Here is a 19755-nt window from a genome sequence, read left to right on the forward strand (position 1 = left end):
ACAGCAAAAAAACCTGTTTAGGTAATAATACTAAACAGGCTTAATGATTTAAGCACATATTTCTTGTCTGTTCATATACATTATAAAATCAAAACATTTAAAAAACAATATTCAAAATAAAGAAAATAGAAAAATATTAAGTAATGTAAACAACAATCTTTACATTACTTTTTTTCTTCAATGGTATTTAAAAATATTGATTAAATTTCCTATGGTTGTTGCAAGTGTTAAAACACTTAATCTTGTTAATAATGATTTCATAATTAGTCCCCTTTATTTTCCCCAATAACTTTTTCTTAAATCTATAAGTTATCTATATTTTAAATTGTTTAAAGAAAAAATGCAATAACCGTCTTGTATATTAAGATACTTTTTAAATTAAAATATCTAATTATTGAAGAAAATTATTAAAAATTATTGACTAATATGAAATAATTTTATTTTAAAGATTTTACTTGTAAGAAAATTAGCATTTTTAAATGTAATATCATAACTTTTATTATCTAAATTATTTTTAATTTTATAACTTAAAACTGCACTAACACTACCATCATCATGTTTAAATGTATTCATTGCAATATCACTTAAAGTAAAATAACTATTATTGTTAATATCAAAATATTTACTATACATATCTTTATATAAATTTTCTTGGTCCTTTAACATATTATCAAGAATACCATTATGATGTGTTTTATCAACTATTATATTTAGTAAGGAATTTAAACTACTAGTAGAAGTATTTAATCAATTAGAAAAGTTTACAAAAACACTATCTTGTTTAAAATTAGTTTCACCACCAAATTGAACACCTAATAATTGTAATATTTCTTTAGTTTTACTAATATTATCTGTTGTTGGATGATTAATAATATATTTAAGATTATTTAAAGCATTAATAAAATCTTTACTACCTAAAGTTAAATCTAAATATTTTACTAAATCTTTTAAATCAATTAATGGATTTGTTGTTAAATATTTATTAGTAAACTCAAATATTTTATTAATTGTGTCACTAATTGGAACATTTTTAATTGCTGATTCTAAACTATTAACAACTTGTTGAGGAATATCACTAATAGCTGAAATAAAAGAAAATTTCTTTTGAATCTCAGGTAATGTTCAATATGAATCAGTTCATGCAAAGGTATCTTTCGCAATAATATCTTCACCAAAAGGTCCGGTCATTAAATTGGTAACTAATTTAAGCATATTATCTTTTGAAGATATTAATTCTTGAAAAATAGTTAATACTTTTTTTAGTTGAACTGTATTATTTTTAAGTAGTGTTTTATCATCTCAAGTAATACTATCAATGCCAAAAGTTGGATTAGTTAATTTTAATACTTCGCTTTTAACCATTGGTATTATTGTTTTTATTAAATAAGGTCATGCCACTGGATTTGTTAAAATCTTATTAAGAGTTTCACTAAATGTAGCATTAAAATTATCAGAATTAAAACCAATAGGTCCAGCACCTCATAAAGCATATTTAATATTATCGCTAATCATTTCACCAATATATTTTCCTGATATTGACTTAAACATATAATTAAAATTAACACCAGCTATATATTCATAAAATTGATTTCAATTTCAATTTTTTGCTTCATCTTTAACATAGTATCACTTTTCATGACTTGGAATATTTCAAGCTTGAGCAAATGTCGCTTTCTTTGACATATAATCTTGCATTTTTTCAAAAGTAGTATTACCACTAAAATTATCTTCTTGATCTCAATCTGCTAATAATTCATCAATAGTATTAGTTATAATTGGAATATAATTAGTATAAGATAAGTAATCATTAATATTTGGTATTAAATTTTTAATATTTTTTAACATTCCATCAATCATATTAACAGTATCATCATTAGATAAAATAGAATTATTTAAATAATTTTTAACCATTGGCAATATGTCACGATAACTACTATAGCTATTAATATTATTGGCGATAGTGTCAACTTTAGATTGATTAATACCATTACGTTGAAATAAAGACTGAATAGTATTAATACTATTACCATCTAAGTTGCTAGTTCAATCATTAATAAAATCATTTCCATTATTCTTACCTGTAAGATTATCAATTTGAATAGAAGGGGCTTGATTATACATATTATTTAATAAATTATTAGTATTAAAACCTTTATTTTTACCAATTAATAACGATTTACCAACAATAGAGGTTTCATTAGCATACTTAGTTGCTGTTTTAGTATCAACATTGTTGTTAGCAAAATTATTAATACTAATATTGTTTGTATCAATTGTGAATGCTAAAAGCGACATACTAGAACTTAATAAAAGGCTGGTAGTAAAAAATAAATTTAATTTTCGTCTCATATTTTACACTCCATTTATAATGATTTTCTTATTATTATAAACTATTACAAAATAATGTACAGTAAATTTTATTTTTAAAAAAATATCTACTAATAAGTTAAATTAGTAGATTGGATGGGTTACACTTTATTGGACACTAATTACGTAGACAAGTGAACAAATTAGTTAAAAGAAAGGAACTATAATTATGGCCAATATTAACTCATATACCGATGAATTTAAAAAACAAATAGTAGCTTTATATCAAAGCGGTAAGTCAGTGTCTTGTCTTGCTAAAGAGTACAATGTTACAAGAGCAGCTACTTATAATTGAATTAAGCAATTTACTAATTCAGGCAGTTTTAAAACTAAAGATAATCGTTCTATTGAAGAAAATGAATTAATTAAATTAAGAAAAGAATTAAAACAGTTACGAATGGAAAATGATATTTTAAAGCAAGCAGCACTAATAATAGGCAGAAAATAGAAATTATTGCTAAAAATAAAGTTAAATATAAAATTCGCACAATGTGTCGTTTTTTAAAACTTTCTAAATCAACATATTATTTTAATTTAAAGGAAAAAGAAAAAAACAAAATAATATTTATGATGAAGCTGTTATTAGTGCTTTTAAAGAAAATAAAGAAGTTTATGGAACAAGAAGATTAAAAGTTGTTCTAAAAGAAAAGAATATTTATTTGTCACGCAGAAAAATTAAAGAAATTATGAATAAACATAATTTAATATCAAAATACACTAAATTATCATTCAAAAATCATCATAATAAAGTCAACGATAGTCAAATAACCAATATCGTTAATAGAAACTTTAATAATAGGCTTAAAAATGAAGTTATTGTTAGTGATTTAACTTATGTTCAAGTTAATGGTAAATGAAACTATATTTGCCTATTAATTGACCTATTTAACCGCGAAATTATTGGACATAGTGTAGGTACTAAAAAAGATGCATCATTAGTACATCAAGCATTTATGCACTCAAATCGTTGTTTAAAAGATATTCAAATATTTCATAGTGATCGCGGTAATGAATTTAATAATAAAATTATTGATAAACTTTTACTAGCATTCAATATTAATCGCTCTTTAAGCAAAAAAGGTTGTCCTTATGATAACGCTGTTGCTGAAGCAACTTTTAAAACTTTCAAAATTGAATTTATTAATGATAAAAATTTTACATCATTAATCCAATTAAAATTAGAATTATTTGATTACATCAACTGATATAACAACATAAGAATTCACAGCACTTTAAACTACTTAACTCCAGTTAATTATCAAAAATAAATGTCTACCAAAAAATAGTCCTAAAAAGGGTTGCCATTCCATTTCCAAAACTTTTTTATTATTTACTAAATCATTATTACTTTTAAACTTTCTATTCTTGATAATGCTATGATAAGAATTTGGAACACATAAACAATATTTTATTTTCCTTGATGATTTTATTTTCTTTTTTCTTAATTTCAGAAAAAATATTATTATAAAAGCAATTAAAAAAATAATACTCATGATAATAATTAAAATAACTATTAACTTCATATATTGCTCCCTAATTTTATTTTTAATTAATAAGTATTAATTTAACATTTTATTTTATAAAATAAAATACTTTTTATTAAAAATAATAACGTTTAGCAGAACCTATCTTTCTTTCAACTAAACTAAATAAGATAAAGATAAAAATAAATCTTAAAATTTCAATACCAAGTAAAATAAATAATATAATTACTGAATGATTATTAAAATTAAGAATATTATTATCATATTCATCAGGTCTTGGTAGGTTAGGACTAAAATAAAGTACTACTAAAGTTAAAGCAAAAGATAAAGTAGCAATAATCGCATTTAAGGGTACTATTACTAGACCAGCACTTATTTTTTTGATAGTATCTACTTTTAAATTTTTACTTTTATTGCACAATTTAAAAAGATAGTAGTAAATAAAATAAAAAGAAACAATAAATAAAATATTAGCAATATTATCAAAGAAAATTTGAATTGGTGGATGATCACTATCTGCTAATAAATGTAATCAAGGTTCGATAATACCAATTGCTAATGTATAATATAAACCAATAATTGGTAAAGCAAAAGCAATAATTAATGAATCAAAAATTCTTAATGGTAAAATTACTCCCATAAACTGAATAGGTATTTCAATTAATGAAGAAGCAACAGCTAATCCCAATAAAATTCCTGTCAAAGTAATATTAAAAATTTGTTGTTTTGAATTAATCTTTATTTTTTTCTTTGTTTTTATATCTACTTTTTCTTTTTCTTGGTCAACACTTTTAACTCTCATTATAACTTCTCCTTTTTAAAATAGGTATTTAATTAAATAAATAATTATTTATAAAAATTATAAATTAATTTTAATTAAAAAACAAGACATTTATTAAATTTTTATAAAAACTATTAATACTACTCTAATTTAGAAAATTAATTAACAATGAAAATATCATAATAATAATTTGATAAATAATTTTTATTACAATAAAAATAACAAAAACTAAAAAATAAATTTGGATAGGTTACACTTTATTGGACACTAATTACGTAGACAAGTGAACAAATTAGTTAAAAGAAAGGAACTATAATTATGGCCAATATTAACTCATATACCGATGAATTTAAAAAACAAATAGTAGCTTTATATCAAAGCGGTAAGTCAGTGTCTTGTCTTGCTAAAGAGTACAATGTTACAAGAGCAGCTACTTATAATTGAATTAAGCAATTTACTAATTCAGGCAGTTTTAAAACTAAAGATAATCGTTCTATTGAAGAAAATGAATTAATTAAATTAAGAAAAGAATTAAAACAGTTACGAATGGAAAATGATATTTTAAAGCAAGCAGCACTAATAATAGGCAGAAAATAGAAATTATTGCTAAAAATAAAGTTAAATATAAAATTCGCACAATGTGTCGTTTTTTAAAACTTTCTAAATCAACATATTATTTTAATTTAAAGGAAAAAGAAAAAAAACAAAATAATATTTATGATGAAGCTGTTATTAGTGCTTTTAAAGAAAATAAAGAAGTTTATGGAACAAGAAGATTAAAAGTTGTTCTAAAAGAAAAGAATATTTATTTGTCACGCAGAAAAATTAAAGAAATTATGAATAAACATAATTTAATATCAAAATACACTAAATTATCATTCAAAAATCATCATAATAAAGTCAAGGATAGTCAAATAACCAATATCGTTAATAGAAACTTTAATAATAGGCTTAAAAATGAAGTTATTGTTAGTGATTTAACTTATGTTCAAGTTAATGGTAAATGAAACTATATTTGCCTATTAATTGACCTATTTAACCGCGAAATTATTGGACATAGTGTAGGTACTAAAAAAGATGCATCATTAGTACATCAAGCATTTATGCACTCAAATCGTTGTTTAAAAGATATTCAAATATTTCATAGTGATCGCGGTAATGAATTTAATAATAAAATTATTGATAAACTTTTACTAGCATTCAATATTAATCGCTCTTTAAGCAAAAAAGGTTGTCCTTATGATAACGCTGTTGCTGAAGCAACTTTTAAAACTTTCAAAATTGAATTTATTAATGATAAAAATTTTACATCATTAATCCAATTAAAATTAGAATTATTTGATTACATCAACTGATATAACAACATAAGAATTCACAGCACTTTAAACTACTTAACTCCAGTTAATTATCAAAAATAAATGTCTACCAAAAAATAGTCCTAAAAAGGGTTGCCATTCCAATTAGTAATTGATGAAGATTATAAAGAAGAAGTAAATATTTGAAGACCTTGAGAAGAATCAGAAATAAAACAAAATAATGAAGAATCTTTAGTAATAGAAATAAAAAAAGATCAATTAAAATATATTATTTAAATATTAAAATGTTGTACTAAAATTTGTACTGGCCTAACTAATAATAAATATAAAAACAAAACTGAAGTAAATTTAATTAAATTAAATGGTACAAATACAATTCAAATCTTATCTTTAAGATCAGCAGCACCATACATGTCTAAAATAAAAGCTCAATTATAAAAAGCACTAATTAATGATACTAAAATACAAGTAATAACAATTGTTGGTATTTCAATAATCATTAATCGTTTTCAAGAATTATTAGATTGCGTTTTTCAAAATGGTAATTGCTTAAATAATAATTTAAAACTACTATATAATAACAATAAAGTAATAGTATTTAACATATAAGCAAATTCACCAATTGGTTCAGCATTACCAGAAGGAAAATGAGGTAAGATTAAACTTAGTCAAGGAACAATAATGGCAATTAAAAAACTATAAGTAAGTTTAATAATTAACAATGCAATTAAATTAATAGTATTACCAAAATCAATTTTTAAAAAAGGTAAAAAAATAGGTGGTGTTTCTAATAAGGTCATTAATGTCGTAACTGCTAATAAACTACTAACTAATGCTATTCTATGAGTAGTTAGTTTTAAAGAATTATTCATATTACTTTTAAATTGTTGTCACTTTTTCTCATATTTTAAACTCATCTTTTACTCCTTAAAATACATTTATTATTTTAATTATATATAAAAAAACGTTTATTTATTATATAATAAAATTAATTTTTAAAAGGAGATGAAGTATTAATGAATAAAAGCGAAAATAACATTGTGCAAATGGTAGTTGAAATTCCCAAAGGATCAAGTAATAAATATGAATATGATTGAAAATCTAAAACTATGATATTAGATCGTGTTCTTTATGGTGCTAATTTTTATCCCGGTGAATATGGATATATTCCTGAAACTTTAGATTACGATGGTGATCCTTTAGATATTATTAGTTTAATTACTTATCCAACTTTCCCTGGTTGCTTAGTAGAAGTTAGAATTTTAGGAATGATTAAAATGATTGACGGTGGTGAAGTTGATACTAAATTATTTGGTGTTGTTAATTCTGATCCACGCTTTAATGAGTATCAAGATCTAAAAGATGTACCACAACATTTACGTGATGAAATTGTTAATTTCTTTCTACAATATAAAGAATTACAAAAAAAGAAAGTCATAATTGAAGGTTGAGGTAACTTAAAAGAAGCATTAACTGAACTTACAACATGTAAAAATATGTTTAAACAATATCAAAATGAAATGAATAATTTACCAAAAGCACAATTAGTGTCATTATTAAACAAAAAATAAAGAAAAAATTTAATATATTAAAAATATATTAAATCATTTATCATTAAATACAACTAAATAAAATTAAATAGATGAACAACTGTTCATAAAAGGGAATTAAGTAATCTTAAGCTGCCCCAGCAACTGTGATACTGATAAAAGTTACATAATCCATTGAAATCAAAGATTTTGAGAAGGGTAACAAGTAAAATGAAGTTAAGCCAGTAGACCTATCTATTTAATACTACTAAACTAATCTCTGGGTGCAGATAACAGTTATATAATTTTAATTGATGTTTTATCTCCGATTAGTATAACTAAACCACCTTTATGAGGTGGTTTTAAATTTAAAAAATAAAGAAAGCCGAGAACAAATGGAAATGTTTAGTAATCTGTGTAACTTACAAAAATAACTATGTTTAATTAATTCTAGTAAATATAATTAAATGACTAGAAAGAGTGAGTTACAGATGGCTAAAAAAGATAACTTTAATAATAATGATTCAATATCAAAAGCAGTAGATTTATTACTAGAAAATACTGAAGATTTAACAACAGTTTTTAAACCTGGCGGTTTATATAAAGAATTAACAAAAAGATTAGTTGAAAAAATGTTGAATTCTGAAATGCAAAATTATTTAGGATATGAAAAAAATCAACATAGTACTACTGAAAATGCTCGTAATGGTACAAGTTCAAAAAAATTAATAACTCAACAAGGTAAAATTGAAATTGATGTACCAAGAGATCGCAATAGTAATTTTACTCCTGTAATAGTTCCTAAAAGGCAAAGAAGATTTGATGGTGGATAGGTTACACTTTATTGGACACTAATTACGTAGACAAGTGAACAAATTAGTTAAAAGAAAGGAACTATAATTATGGCCAATATTAACTCATATACCGATGAATTTAAAAAACAAATAGTAGCTTTATATCAAAGCGGTAAGTCAGTGTCTTGTCTTGCTAAAGAGTACAATGTTACAAGAGCAGCTACTTATAATTGAATTAAGCAATTTACTAATTCAGGCAGTTTTAAAACTAAAGATAATCGTTCTATTGAAGAAAATGAATTAATTAAATTAAGAAAAGAATTAAAACAGTTACGAATGGAAAATGATATTTTAAAGCAAGAGCACTAATAATAGGCAGAAAATAGAAATTATTGCTAAAAATAAAGTTAAATATAAAATTCGCACAATGTGTCGTTTTTTAAAAATTTCTAAATCAACATATTATTTTAATTTAAAGGAAAAAGAAAAAAACAAAATAATATTTATGATGAAGCTGTTATTAGTGCTTTTAAAGAAAATAAAGAAGTTTATGGAACAAGAAGATTAAAAGTTGTTCTAAAAGAAAAGAATATTTATTTGTCACGCAGAAAAATTAAAGAAATTATGAATAAACATAATTTAATATCAAAATACACTAAATTATCATTCAAAAATCATCATAATAAAGTCAACGATAGTCAAATAACCAATATCGTTAATAGAAACTTTAATAATAGGCTTAAAAATGAAGTTATTGTTAGTGATTTAACTTATGTTCAAGTTAATGGTAAATGAAACTATATTTGCCTATTAATTGACCTATTTAACCGCGAAATTATTGGACATAGTGTAGGTACTAAAAAAGATGCATCATTAGTACATCAAGCATTTATGCACTCAAATCGTTGTTTAAAAGATATTCAAATATTTCATAGTGATCGCGGTAATGAATTTAATAATAAAATTATTGATAAACTTTTACTAGCATTCAATATTAATCGCTCTTTAAGCAAAAAAGGTTGTCCTTATGATAACGCTGTTGCTGAAGCAACTTTTAAAACTTTCAAAATTGAATTTATTAATGATAAAAATTTTACATCATTAATCCAATTAAAATTAGAATTATTTGATTACATCAACTGATATAACAACATAAGAATTCACAGCACTTTAAACTACTTAACTCCAGTTAATTATCAAAAATAAATGTCTACCAAAAAATAGTCCTAAAAAGGGTTGCCATTCCAAAATTACTATTATTTTGTAATAATTTATTATTATGGTTCAATAATTTATTTATATTTTCAGTTATTTTATTAATATTAGTTATTAAATTTTTATGATTTTCTTTTTTTTCATTATAAGTTAAATTTAAAGTTTCAATTTTTTTCTGATTATTTAAATTTGTTTCTTTTAATAATTCACAATTTTTCTCTTCTTGTTGAATTAAATTATTAATATTTTGATTTATATTGATTTTTCCAAATGAAAAAATTTTAATAAAAAAATTTTTAAATATATTAATTTTTTGTTTTTTTAACTTTAAAATTTGATTTTTATAATTAATTATTTTTGTTTCTATTTTTTCCTTTTGTTCACTTCAAAAAATAATATTAGTTTTAAAATTTTTTATTGTAATTTGATTTATTGAAATTTCGTTTTGAAAATAATTTCTTTCTTTTTCTAAATTTTGAATTTGTTTTTCAATTTCTTCAATATTTTTTTGATTTTCTAATATTTGACCATTAATAAAATCTTGTTCTTTTTTTGTAATCATATTTTTTAAATCTCCTTAAAAATAAAAAACTCATTTACTTTAAAAATAAAGCAATGAGTTAAAAAAACTTTATTTAGTTCTTATTGAAATTATATATGTTTATATATAAATATCAATATTATTTGTTAAAATATCCATCGGGATATTTGCCATCTCATTTTATATCTCCTTGATGTCTTGATTTAATATCAAAATACAAAAATATTTTGTGTTGATTATTCATAGGTTGTGACCATATAATTGCTCCTTTACCACCAACAGTTTTTATACGGTCATAATTATAAAATGATAAATCTTTACTATTTTCGTGGGTAAGCACCCCCCATGATTAATCCTATTGTTCCGGTTGTAGCACCAGTTAGTGCTAATGCTAATGTTATTTTACTTAAATTTGTTTTTATTCATGTTTTCATCTTTAATTACTCCTTTTTTCCTTGATTTTACTTATAAATTGTACTATTTTTGATTATTTTTACAAGTATCCTTTTAAATGCAAAATATCGCCTAAATTAAAAGCGTTTATTTTGTGAGACCTATACTATTAATTATATGTAACTTGTTGATTATATTGAAAATATGAAAGTACTTTTTTTCACAATACCATTATTTTAGTAATAATTACGTTCTTATGTGGATTATTGTGAATAAAATAAAGAAAAATAGATTATTATTTTAATTTACCATATTTTAACACTTTAAATTTATGTAAATTAAAATTAATAATTGATGCAGAAACAGATTAGGAGAGTAAAAAAATATGAGTTTTAATTATAAATGAAATTTTAGAGAACAATATGCCAAAATTGATAAATTAGTTTTAGAACATATAACAAAGAAATGAGAAAAACGAGATTGAAGAATATTTAAAACAAGAGATAAAAAGAAATATAAAATAGTTGATTATCAATATCGAACAAGAAAAACATTATATGGATTAGTAACTTATAAAAGAAGAATTTATGAATATTTTGATGAAAAATTACAAAAATGAGTTCGTATTTGTTTAGTTGATGAATGACTAGAATTACCTAAATATAAAAGAATTGGTGAAGATGTTGAACAAACTATTATTGAATATTTTGCTGATGGAAAAAGATATCATGATATTTGTGCTATTTGTAAAAAAGCAGGTATTAGTGTTAGTACTATTCATAGAGTTTTTAAAAATTTAGAAGTAATTGAAGCAAATCCAGTAAAAGTAAAATTAGAAAAAAATCAACCTATTTTTGTAGCAATTGATGATGGACATCGAAAGTTTTGAGATTTTAAACGTAAAGGTATAAAACACTCTATGCGTTTAATAGTAACATATACAGATAATATTAATCACAAGGTACAAAATAAAAGAGTAAAAGCAATTATAAGACCAACAAAAACAGCAATTGGAGTTAAAAAAACTGCTGAATTTGTTAAAAAACATTGTCAAAAATTTTATGAAAATATTGGAGGCTTTTTAATAATCTGTGTATCTTTGTTTTACAAAGTTACTAATTTAGATTAATTCTGTCTTCAAATTTTATCATAAAATGAGCAATTGCTGTATTTCAATTTTGAATAGGCAATGTTCATTTTTTTGTTATATTTTCAATTGCCAAGTAAAATATTTTGAAAACTGCCATATCATTAGGAAAAACTTTTTTATTTCTGATGATTTTTCGTAATTGACTATTAACAGATTCAATAGCATTTGTAGTATAAATCACTCTTTTGATTTCTACTGGATAACTAATAAAAACCATTAAATTATCTCAATTTTGGAATGGCAACCCTTTTTAGGACTATTTTTTGGTAGACATTTATTTTTGATAATTAACTGGAGTTAAGTAGTTTAAAGTGCTGTGAATTCTTATGTTGTTATATCAGTTGATGTAATCAAATAATTCTAATTTTAATTGGATTAATGATGTAAAATTTTTATCATTAATAAATTCAATTTTGAAAGTTTTAAAAGTTGCTTCAGCAACAGCGTTATCATAAGGACAACCTTTTTTGCTTAAAGAGCGATTAATATTGAATGCTAGTAAAAGTTTATCAATAATTTTATTATTAAATTCATTACCGCGATCACTATGAAATATTTGAATATCTTTTAAACAACGATTTGAGTGCATAAATGCTTGATGTACTAATGATGCATCTTTTTTAGTACCTACACTATGTCCAATAATTTCGCGGTTAAATAGGTCAATTAATAGGCAAATATAGTTTCATTTACCATTAACTTGAACATAAGTTAAATCACTAACAATAACTTCATTTTTAAGCCTATTATTAAAGTTTCTATTAACGATATTGGTTATTTGACTATCGTTGACTTTATTATGATGATTTTTGAATGATAATTTAGTGTATTTTGATATTAAATTATGTTTATTCATAATTTCTTTAATTTTTCTGCGTGACAAATAAATATTCTTTTCTTTTAGAACAACTTTTAATCTTCTTGTTCCATAAACTTCTTTATTTTCTTTAAAAGCACTAATAACAGCTTCATCATAAATATTATTTTGTTTTTTTTCTTTTTCCTTTAAATTAAAATAATATGTTGATTTAGAAAGTTTTAAAAAACGACACATTGTGCGAATTTTATATTTAACTTTATTTTTAGCAATAATTTCTATTTTCTGCCTATTATTAGTGCTGCTTGCTTTAAAATATCATTTTCCATTCGTAACTGTTTTAATTCTTTTCTTAATTTAATTAATTCATTTTCTTCAATAGAACGATTATCTTTAGTTTTAAAACTGCCTGAATTAGTAAATTGCTTAATTCAATTATAAGTAGCTGCTCTTGTAACATTGTACTCTTTAGCAAGACAAGACATTATCAATAATTTTATTATTAAATTCATTACCGCGATCACTATGAAATATTTGAATATCTTTTAAACAACGATTTGAGTGCATAAATGCTTGATGTACTAATGATGCATCTTTTTTAGTACCTACACTATGTCCAATAATTTCGCGGTTAAATAGGTCAATTAATAGGCAAATATAGTTTCATTTACCATTAACTTGAACATAAGTTAAATCACTAACAATAACTTCATTTTTAAGCCTATTATTAAAGTTTCTATTAACGATATTGGTTATTTGACTATCGTTGACTTTATTATGATGATTTTTGAATGATAATTTAGTGTATTTTGATATTAAATTATGTTTATTCATAATTTCTTTAATTTTTCTGCGTGACAAATAAATATTCTTTTCTTTTAGAACAACTTTTAATCTTCTTGTTCCATAAACTTCTTTATTTTCTTTAAAAGCACTAATAACAGCTTCATCATAAATATTATTTTGTTTTTTTCTTTTTCCTTTAAATTAAAATAATATGTTGATTTAGAAAGTTTTAAAAAACGACACATTGTGCGAATTTTATATTTAACTTTATTTTTAGCAATAATTTCTATTTTCTGCCTATTATTAGTGCTGCTTGCTTTATGGAATGGCAACCCTTTTTAGGACTATTTTTTGGTAGACATTTATTTTTGATAATTAACTGGAGTTAAGTAGTTTAAAGTGCTGTGAATTCTTATGTTGTTATATCAGTTGATGTAATCAAATAATTCTAATTTTAATTGGATTAATGATGTAAAATTTTTATCATTAATAAATTCAATTTTGAAAGTTTTAAAAGTTGCTTCAGCAACAGCGTTATCATAAGGACAACCTTTTTTGCTTAAAGAGCGATTAATATTGAATGCTAGTAAAAGTTTATCAATAATTTTATTATTAAATTCATTACCGCGATCACTATGAAATATTTGAATATCTTTTAAACAACGATTTGAGTGCATAAATGCTTGATGTACTAATGATGCATCTTTTTTAGTACCTACACTATGTCCAATAATTTCGCGGTTAAATAGGTCAATTAATAGGCAAATATAGTTTCATTTACCATTAACTTGAACATAAGTTAAATCACTAACAATAACTTCATTTTTAAGCCTATTATTAAAGTTTCTATTAACGATATTGGTTATTTGACTATCGTTGACTTTATTATGATGATTTTTGAATGATAATTTAGTGTATTTTGATATTAAATTATGTTTATTCATAATTTCTTTAATTTTTCTGCGTGACAAATAAATATTCTTTTCTTTTAGAACAACTTTTAATCTTCTTGTTCCATAAACTTCTTTATTTTCTTTAAAAGCACTAATAACAGCTTCATCATAAATATTATTTTGTTTTTTTTCTTTTTCCTTTAAATTAAAATAATATGTTGATTTAGAAAGTTTTAAAAAACGACACATTGTGCGAATTTTATATTTAACTTTATTTTTAGCAATAATTTCTATTTTCTGCCTATTATTAGTGATGCTTGCTTTAAAATATCATTTTCCATTCGTAACTGTTTTAATTCTTTTCTTAATTTAATTAATTCATTTTCTTCAATAGAACGATTATCTTTAGTTTTAAAACTGCCTGAATTAGTAAATTGCTTAATTCAATTATAAGTAGCTGCTCTTGTAACATTGTACTCTTTAGCAAGACAAGACACTGACTTACCGCTTTGATATAAAGCTACTATTTGTTTTTTAAATTCATCGGTATATGAGTTAATATTGGCCATAATTATAGTTCCTTTCTTTTAACTAATTTGTTCACTTGTCTACGTAATTAGTGTCCAATAAAGTGTAACCTATCCAAAAATTTTAAAATTTTTAAGAACCCTCTTTAACGCTATTATCAACACGTGTTAGGGAACTAAAAAAGTGAACTACAACACAGTTGTTAAAAATAGTAGCTAGCATGTGGACTTGCATGGATAAATAAAAAGTGGAGTGATACCTAATAAAATATACTAACCATTTAATGGTAATTCTTGGGGTGGGAGCGGATTGGAAACTAGTATATATAGACCTGCTTAGGGAACCTACTATATTAATTCTATTCTTTATTTAACCAACCTTGCCACTCCCCAGTGAGCAAGTGTTGGTTTTATTTTTTTATTTTTTTTGGAAAATTTTTTGGGCGAGAAAATAAATTTCAAACTTGTAAAAAAAATTGAGCGGTGCCGGTTCAATTAAAATATTAATTTGTTTAACACAAATTAAATAAATATTGAATCGAATGCCTTAATGTTTTTTAAAATTTCACAATTTATTTTTGAGCCCAGAATTACTGGAATGAATAAAACTAATAATAGTATTATTAATAATTTAAAAATCAAAATATATGTCCTTTATGCTAGAAGCAACAGGACATATTAGGAAAGGATTATTATGCAAATAGAATTTAAAAAAGAACAAATTGTTAAAGATAAACCACAATCTATTCTTATTGATTATGTTGAATATAAATTATCACTTCCAAAATGAATGATTAAAAATAATTCTTTTATTGTTGATAATAATTACACATATTGGGTTTTTAATTCTGAAAATATTAAAAGAGAATTAAATGGTGATGAATTAACAAAATTATTAGAACCATATATTTCTGAACAGAAAATAACTGTTAATAAACCAGAAACACCCAAAGAATATTATCTTAATGATATAAAACTTGAACCATTAACATTTTATGAACAGCATAATAGTTGATTTATTGGTGAAATAACTGATAGTAAAACAAAGATTACTAATCCTTGTTTTAAATATAATGTTACATGAGAAGAAAACAGAAAAGGTTTTAAACTAAATAATCCATATAACCATAATGATTTGTCAATTAATTATATAGTCACTTCTTATAAACATATTTCAACTCATAATGAAAAGATATTTTATTTATAAAGAAAAAAACTATGAATAATAAAAGAGGCTTTTTAATAATCTGTGTATCTTTGTTTTACAAAGTTACTAATTTAGATTAATTCTGTCTTCAAATTTTATCATAAAATGAGCAATTGCTGTATTTCAATTTTGAATAGGCAATGTTCATTTTTTTGTTATATTTTTAATTGCCAAGTAAAATATTTTGAAAACTGCCATATCATTAGGAAAAACTTTTTTATTTCTGATGATTTTTCGTAATTGACTATTAACAGATTCAATAGCATTTGTAGTATAAATCACTCTTTTGATTTCTACTGGATAACTAATAAAAACCATTAAATTATCTCAATTTTTATATCAAGATTTAGTAATTTGAGGATATTGTTTATTTCATTTACTTTCAAACGATTCTAAAGCTTGCATTGCTTGTTCTTCACTACATGCACTATAAATTGGTTTTAAATCTGCAACTAGACCTTTTCGATGTTTGTATGAAACATATTTTAAACTATTTCTAATTTGATGAACAATGCATAATTGATGTTCTGTTTTAGGATAAACTGATTGTATTGCTTCTGACATGCCTGTTAAATTATCACTACAAGCAATAAGAATATCATTTAAGCCACGATTTTTCATTTCTGTGAAATTAGATAATCAAAACTTAGAACCTTCATTTTCACTAATTCATAATCCTAAAACATCTTTTTTGCCTTCTAAATCAACTCCTAATGCTATATAAACTGATTTGTTAATAATCCGTTTATCTTGTCGTACTTTAACTACTATACAATCAAAATAAACAATAGGATAAATACTTTCTAATGGTCGATTTTGTCATGCTTTAACATCATCAATAACATCATCAGTAATTTGACTAATAACACTTTCACTAATATCAGCACCATGATATAACTCTTGCAACTGCATTCTAATGTCAGATAATGTCATTCCTTTTGCATACAAGGAAAGAACTTGTTGATCAAAACCATCAAATCTTCTTTGCCTTTTAGGAACTATTACAGGAGTAAAATTACTATTGCGATCTCTTGGTACATCAATTTCAATTTTACCTTGTTGAGTTATTAATTTTTTTGAACTTGTACCATTACGAGCATTTTCAGTAGTACTATGTTGATTTTTTTCATATCCTAAATAATTTTGCATTTCAGAATTCAACATTTTTTCAACTAATCTTTTTGTTAATTCTTTATATAAACCGCCAGGTTTAAAAACTGTTGTTAAATCTTCAGTATTTTCTAGTAATAAATCTACTGCTTTTGATATTGGATCATTATTATTAAAGTTATCTTTTTTAGCCATCTGTAACTCACTCTTTCTAGTCATTTAATTATATTTACTAGAATTAATTAAACATAGTTATTTTTGTAAGTTACACAGATTACTAAACATTTCCGAAAAATATGGTAATTTATTTTTTGAAAATTTTGACCAAGCAAATTTAATAGTTTGTGGAGATAGTGCAAAATGAATTAGAAAAACTGCTACAATTTTAAATGCTAAATTTATTTTAGATAAATTCCATGCTTTTCATGTTTTATTTCTTGGCATAATGGCTGGAAGAAGAAAAAATAAAATTGCTAAATTACACTATAAAAATGCAATAAATGGATGGGTTACACTTTATTGGACACTAATTACGTAGACAAGTGAACAAATTAGTGAAAAGAAAGGAACTATAATTATGGCCAATATTAACTCATATTCAGATGAATTTAAAAAACAAATAGTAGCTTTATATCAAAGTGGTAAGTCAGTGTCTTGTCTTGCTAAAGAGTACAATGTTACAAGAGCAGCTACTTACAATTGAATTAAGCAATTTACTAATTCAGGCAGTTTTAAAACTAAAGATAATCGTTCTGTTGAAGAAAATGAATTAATTAAATTAAGAAAAGAATTAAAACAGTTACGAATGGAAAATGACATTTTAAAGCAAGCAGCACTAATAATAGGCAGAAAATAGAAATTATTGCTAAAAATAAAGTTAAATATAAAATTCGTAAAATGTGTCGTTTTTTAAAAATTTCTAAATCAACATATTATTTTAATTTAAATAAAAAAGAAGATAAAATTAAAAATAATATGTATGATGAAGCTGTTATTAGTGCTTTTAAAGAAAATAAAGAAGTTTATGGAACAAGAAGATTAAAAGTTGTTCTAGAAAATAAAGGAATTTATTTATCAAGACGAAAAATTAAAAAAATTATGAATAAACATAATTTAATATCAAAATACACTAAATTATCATTCAAAAATCATAATAACAGAGTTAATAATAGTCAAGTAACAAATCTTGTTAATAGAAATTTTAATAATAGGGTTAAAAATGAAGTTATTGTCAGTGATTTAACTTATGTTCAAGTTAATGGCAAATGAAACTATATTTGCCTATTAATAGACTTATTTAACCGCGAAATTATTGGACATAGTGTTGGATTTAAAAAAGATGCATCATTAGTATATCAAGCATTTATGCAATCAAATCGCTGTTTAAAAAATATACAAATATTTCATAGTGATCGCGGTAATGAATTTAATAATAAAATTATTAATAATCTTTTATTAGCATTCAACATTAATCGTTCTTTAAGCAAAAAAGGTTGTCCTTATGACAATGCTGTTGCTGAAGCAACTTTCAAAACTTTTAAGACCGAATTTATCAATGATAAAAATTTTACATCATTAATCCAATTAAAATTAGAATTATTTGATTATATCAATTGATACAACAACATAAGAATCCACAGCACTTTAAACTACTTAACCCCCATTAAATATCAAACACAAATGTCCACCAAAAAATAGTCCTAAAAAGGGTTGCCATTCCATTTATTTTCCAAAGGTCAATATTATGAATTAATTGATTTTTTACAATCATTGACTTTACAATATAAAAAATTAAAAGTTGGTTATTTTGTTAATGCAAAAGATGGCGTATTAAATCAAGCATTAGTTGAAAATATTGGTTGCTTTACTGAAACTAATATTAAACAAATTTTAAAGCATATGATTGGTGATAGAACTTATAACATTGATATGTATACCAAAATGGTTAATTTTAAATGTTATCAAATAAATACAGCAATACAATTATTATAAATTAACCATTTCAATTTAAAGATAACTAAAAATAAAATAAAACTTATTAAAGTAAAATTTAATAAGAATTTTTGAGTTATAAAAGTAAGTATTATTGTTGACTAATATTTTACAAGTGTTAAGATTAACACACAATTGCATATTGAAGTCTAAATTATTCTCGTCTAATCTTATAATTTAAAGACAAATTTGAATATTATTGACAACATCGGTACGCTCCCGAAAATTTAGAAAAAATTAAAAATGCAATAGTTAGTGGTCAATTATTTGGTAAAAAAACGTTAAAAAAAAGAAAAAGAGAATTAGCCAAATATGAACATGAAATTAAAGAAAAAACAACTCGGTTAACGAAATTAAAACAAAGAAAAGAACAATTAAATGAATATCAAAAGATAAATAGTAATATCCAAAATGAATTAAAAAATGATATTAAACAATTTTTAAATAATGAAGAAAAGAACAAAACCAAAATATTAACAAAAAATAGAAAAAAATAAAAAAACTAAAAATTAAACTTAATAAAATTAACATTTTACAAAAAGAATTAAAATATGAAAATAAAATATTAAAATTAGAAAATGAAATTAAACAAGAAAAAATTGAAAATGGTAAAAAAGTTGAACAAATATATGAAGAAATTTTGACAATAAATAATAATTGTTATTATATAACAACTTTTATACATAATAATCAATCAATTTCAGAAAAAATAATGTTTTTTCATAACTTTGATAATGATAATATACAAATATTAACGCAAACAAAACAATATAAAAATTTAAGTCAATACAAAAATGATCTTTTATTAATAAATAATAATAATAATAATTTTGATAGAATACCAATTAAATAG

20 protein-coding genes, 4 pseudogenes and 1 riboswitch are annotated in these 19755 nt (G+C 23.0%); of the genes and pseudogenes, 11 read left to right on the forward strand and 13 right to left on the reverse strand.

The features are described from left to right. Positions 1 to 414: 414 nt before the first annotated feature. The gene (locus AACK89_RS02485) at positions 415 to 2349 is read right to left on the reverse strand and encodes a hypothetical protein (RefSeq protein ID WP_338979010.1); all 1935 of its coding nucleotides are present in this window, start codon (positions 2347 to 2349) and stop codon (positions 415 to 417) included. Between the two features lie 187 nt (positions 2350 to 2536). On the opposite strand from AACK89_RS02485, the pseudogene AACK89_RS02490 reads away from it, so the two are divergent. Further along, a pseudogene (locus tag AACK89_RS02490) lies at positions 2537 to 3635 on the forward strand (IS3 family transposase). Positions 3636 to 3966: 331 nt separating this feature from the next. Here the strand turns inward: AACK89_RS02490 and AACK89_RS02495 are convergent. After that, positions 3967 to 4653: a hypothetical protein gene (locus AACK89_RS02495; protein ID WP_338962254.1), complete on the reverse strand. Its 687-nt coding sequence runs from the start codon at positions 4651 to 4653 to the stop codon at positions 3967 to 3969. Between the two features lie 297 nt (positions 4654 to 4950). Between AACK89_RS02495 and AACK89_RS02500 the strand changes: the two genes are divergently transcribed. Both AACK89_RS02500 and AACK89_RS02505 read left to right on the forward strand, forming a co-directional pair. Beyond that, positions 4951 to 6050 (forward strand): IS3 family transposase gene (locus AACK89_RS02500; protein ID WP_338979012.1). Its coding sequence is split into 2 segments (ribosomal slippage): positions 4951 to 5194 and positions 5194 to 6050, totalling 1101 coding nucleotides; the frame shifts between segments, so codons are not numbered across the junction. Positions 6051 to 6080: 30 nt separating this feature from the next. Next, the gene (locus AACK89_RS02505; RefSeq protein ID WP_338979014.1) at positions 6081 to 6224 is read left to right on the forward strand and encodes a hypothetical protein; all 144 of its coding nucleotides are present in this window, start codon (positions 6081 to 6083) and stop codon (positions 6222 to 6224) included. On the opposite strand, the gene AACK89_RS02510 is transcribed toward AACK89_RS02505, so the two are convergent. Beyond that, positions 6221 to 6865, reverse strand: coding sequence for a hypothetical protein (locus AACK89_RS02510; RefSeq protein ID WP_338979015.1), 645 nt, complete (start codon positions 6863 to 6865; stop codon positions 6221 to 6223). The genes AACK89_RS02505 and AACK89_RS02510 overlap by 4 nt on opposite strands. A 99-nt stretch (positions 6866 to 6964) precedes the next feature. Here AACK89_RS02510 and AACK89_RS02515 point away from each other — a divergent pair, with 99 nt between their 5' ends. The 3 genes and pseudogenes from AACK89_RS02515 to AACK89_RS02525 all read left to right on the forward strand — a co-directional run bounded on the left by AACK89_RS02515 (position 6965) and on the right by AACK89_RS02525 (position 9477). Continuing rightward, positions 6965 to 7519: an inorganic diphosphatase gene (locus tag AACK89_RS02515; protein ID WP_338974782.1), complete on the forward strand. Its 555-nt coding sequence runs from the start codon at positions 6965 to 6967 to the stop codon at positions 7517 to 7519. A 52-nt stretch (positions 7520 to 7571) separates the two neighbouring features. Next, positions 7572 to 7750: riboswitch (cobalamin riboswitch) on the forward strand. Between the two features lie 218 nt (positions 7751 to 7968). Continuing rightward, positions 7969 to 8304, forward strand: a pseudogene (locus AACK89_RS02520) (transposase); the annotation flags it as partial. A 75-nt stretch (positions 8305 to 8379) separates the two neighbouring features. Then, positions 8380 to 9477 (forward strand): annotated as a pseudogene (locus AACK89_RS02525) (IS3 family transposase). 4 nt (positions 9478 to 9481) lie between these two features. Here the strand turns inward: AACK89_RS02525 and AACK89_RS02530 are convergent. Then, complete coding sequence (locus tag AACK89_RS02530) at positions 9482 to 10048, reverse strand: hypothetical protein (protein ID WP_338979019.1); 567 nt, start codon at positions 10046 to 10048, stop codon at positions 9482 to 9484. A gap of 118 nt (positions 10049 to 10166) precedes the next feature. After that, positions 10167 to 10367 carry a hypothetical protein gene (locus AACK89_RS02535; RefSeq protein ID WP_338975502.1) on the reverse strand — a complete coding sequence of 67 codons (201 nt, stop codon included), beginning with the start codon at positions 10365 to 10367 and terminating at the stop codon, positions 10167 to 10169. A 438-nt stretch (positions 10368 to 10805) separates the two neighbouring features. Between AACK89_RS02535 and AACK89_RS02540 the strand changes: the two genes are divergently transcribed. After that, entirely contained in the window at positions 10806 to 11549 is a 744-nt protein-coding gene (locus AACK89_RS02540) for a UPF0236 family transposase-like protein (RefSeq protein WP_338979020.1), read from the forward strand. Here the strand turns inward: AACK89_RS02540 and AACK89_RS02545 are convergent. The 6 genes and pseudogenes from AACK89_RS02545 to AACK89_RS02570 form a co-directional block, all read right to left on the reverse strand. Then, positions 11536 to 11808: pseudogene (locus AACK89_RS02545) on the reverse strand (transposase); the annotation flags it as partial. The gene AACK89_RS02540 and the pseudogene AACK89_RS02545 overlap by 14 nt on opposite strands. Positions 11809 to 11844: 36 nt before the next feature. Then, a complete protein-coding gene (locus AACK89_RS02550; protein ID WP_338979269.1) occupies positions 11845 to 12744 on the reverse strand; it encodes an IS3 family transposase in 900 nt (299 codons plus the stop codon). After that, complete coding sequence (locus tag AACK89_RS02555; protein WP_338979023.1) at positions 12666 to 12899, reverse strand: hypothetical protein; 234 nt, start codon at positions 12897 to 12899, stop codon at positions 12666 to 12668. The genes AACK89_RS02550 and AACK89_RS02555 overlap by 79 nt, the downstream gene beginning before the upstream one ends. Then, the gene (locus tag AACK89_RS02560) at positions 12856 to 13221 is read right to left on the reverse strand and encodes a DDE-type integrase/transposase/recombinase (protein ID WP_338979025.1); all 366 of its coding nucleotides are present in this window, start codon (positions 13219 to 13221) and stop codon (positions 12856 to 12858) included. Before AACK89_RS02560 ends, AACK89_RS02555 begins: the two co-directional genes overlap by 44 nt. A 56-nt stretch (positions 13222 to 13277) precedes the next feature. Next, the gene (locus tag AACK89_RS02565) at positions 13278 to 13418 is read right to left on the reverse strand and encodes a hypothetical protein (protein ID WP_338979027.1); all 141 of its coding nucleotides are present in this window, start codon (positions 13416 to 13418) and stop codon (positions 13278 to 13280) included. A 117-nt stretch (positions 13419 to 13535) separates the two neighbouring features. Then, a protein-coding gene (locus AACK89_RS02570) for an IS3 family transposase (RefSeq protein WP_338978978.1) occupies positions 13536 to 14635 on the reverse strand; the annotation gives its coding sequence in 2 pieces (ribosomal slippage) (positions 13536 to 14392 and positions 14392 to 14635; 1101 coding nt in all). 652 nt (positions 14636 to 15287) lie between these two features. Here AACK89_RS02570 and AACK89_RS02575 point away from each other — a divergent pair. Further along, positions 15288 to 15800 carry a hypothetical protein gene (locus AACK89_RS02575; RefSeq protein WP_338979028.1) on the forward strand — a complete coding sequence of 171 codons (513 nt, stop codon included), beginning with the start codon at positions 15288 to 15290 and terminating at the stop codon, positions 15798 to 15800. A 66-nt stretch (positions 15801 to 15866) separates the two neighbouring features. Here the strand turns inward: AACK89_RS02575 and AACK89_RS02580 are convergent, their stop codons facing one another. Both AACK89_RS02580 and AACK89_RS02585 read right to left on the reverse strand, forming a co-directional pair. Beyond that, positions 15867 to 17105 (reverse strand): IS256 family transposase, encoded by a 1239-nt coding sequence (locus AACK89_RS02580; RefSeq protein WP_338979271.1) that lies wholly within the window; start codon positions 17103 to 17105, stop codon positions 15867 to 15869. A gap of 57 nt (positions 17106 to 17162) precedes the next feature. Further along, positions 17163 to 17354: a hypothetical protein gene (locus AACK89_RS02585; protein ID WP_338979030.1), complete on the reverse strand. Its 192-nt coding sequence runs from the start codon at positions 17352 to 17354 to the stop codon at positions 17163 to 17165. A gap of 133 nt (positions 17355 to 17487) precedes the next feature. Here AACK89_RS02585 and AACK89_RS02590 point away from each other — a divergent pair. From AACK89_RS02590 to AACK89_RS02600, 3 genes are all read left to right on the forward strand, one after another. Beyond that, positions 17488 to 18608 (forward strand): IS3 family transposase gene (locus AACK89_RS02590; RefSeq protein WP_338977698.1). Its coding sequence is split into 2 segments (ribosomal slippage): positions 17488 to 17731 and positions 17731 to 18608, totalling 1122 coding nucleotides; the frame shifts between segments, so codons are not numbered across the junction. 12 nt (positions 18609 to 18620) lie between these two features. Next, positions 18621 to 18902: a hypothetical protein gene (locus AACK89_RS02595; protein WP_338979031.1), complete on the forward strand. Its 282-nt coding sequence runs from the start codon at positions 18621 to 18623 to the stop codon at positions 18900 to 18902. A 712-nt stretch (positions 18903 to 19614) separates the two neighbouring features. Next, a complete protein-coding gene (locus tag AACK89_RS02600) occupies positions 19615 to 19755 on the forward strand; it encodes a hypothetical protein (protein WP_338979032.1) in 141 nt (46 codons plus the stop codon).

The organism is Spiroplasma endosymbiont of Panzeria rudis (assembly GCF_964019705.1).
Lineage (GTDB): Bacteria > Bacillota_I > Bacilli_A > Mycoplasmatales > VBWQ01 > Spiroplasma_E > Spiroplasma_E ixodetis_A.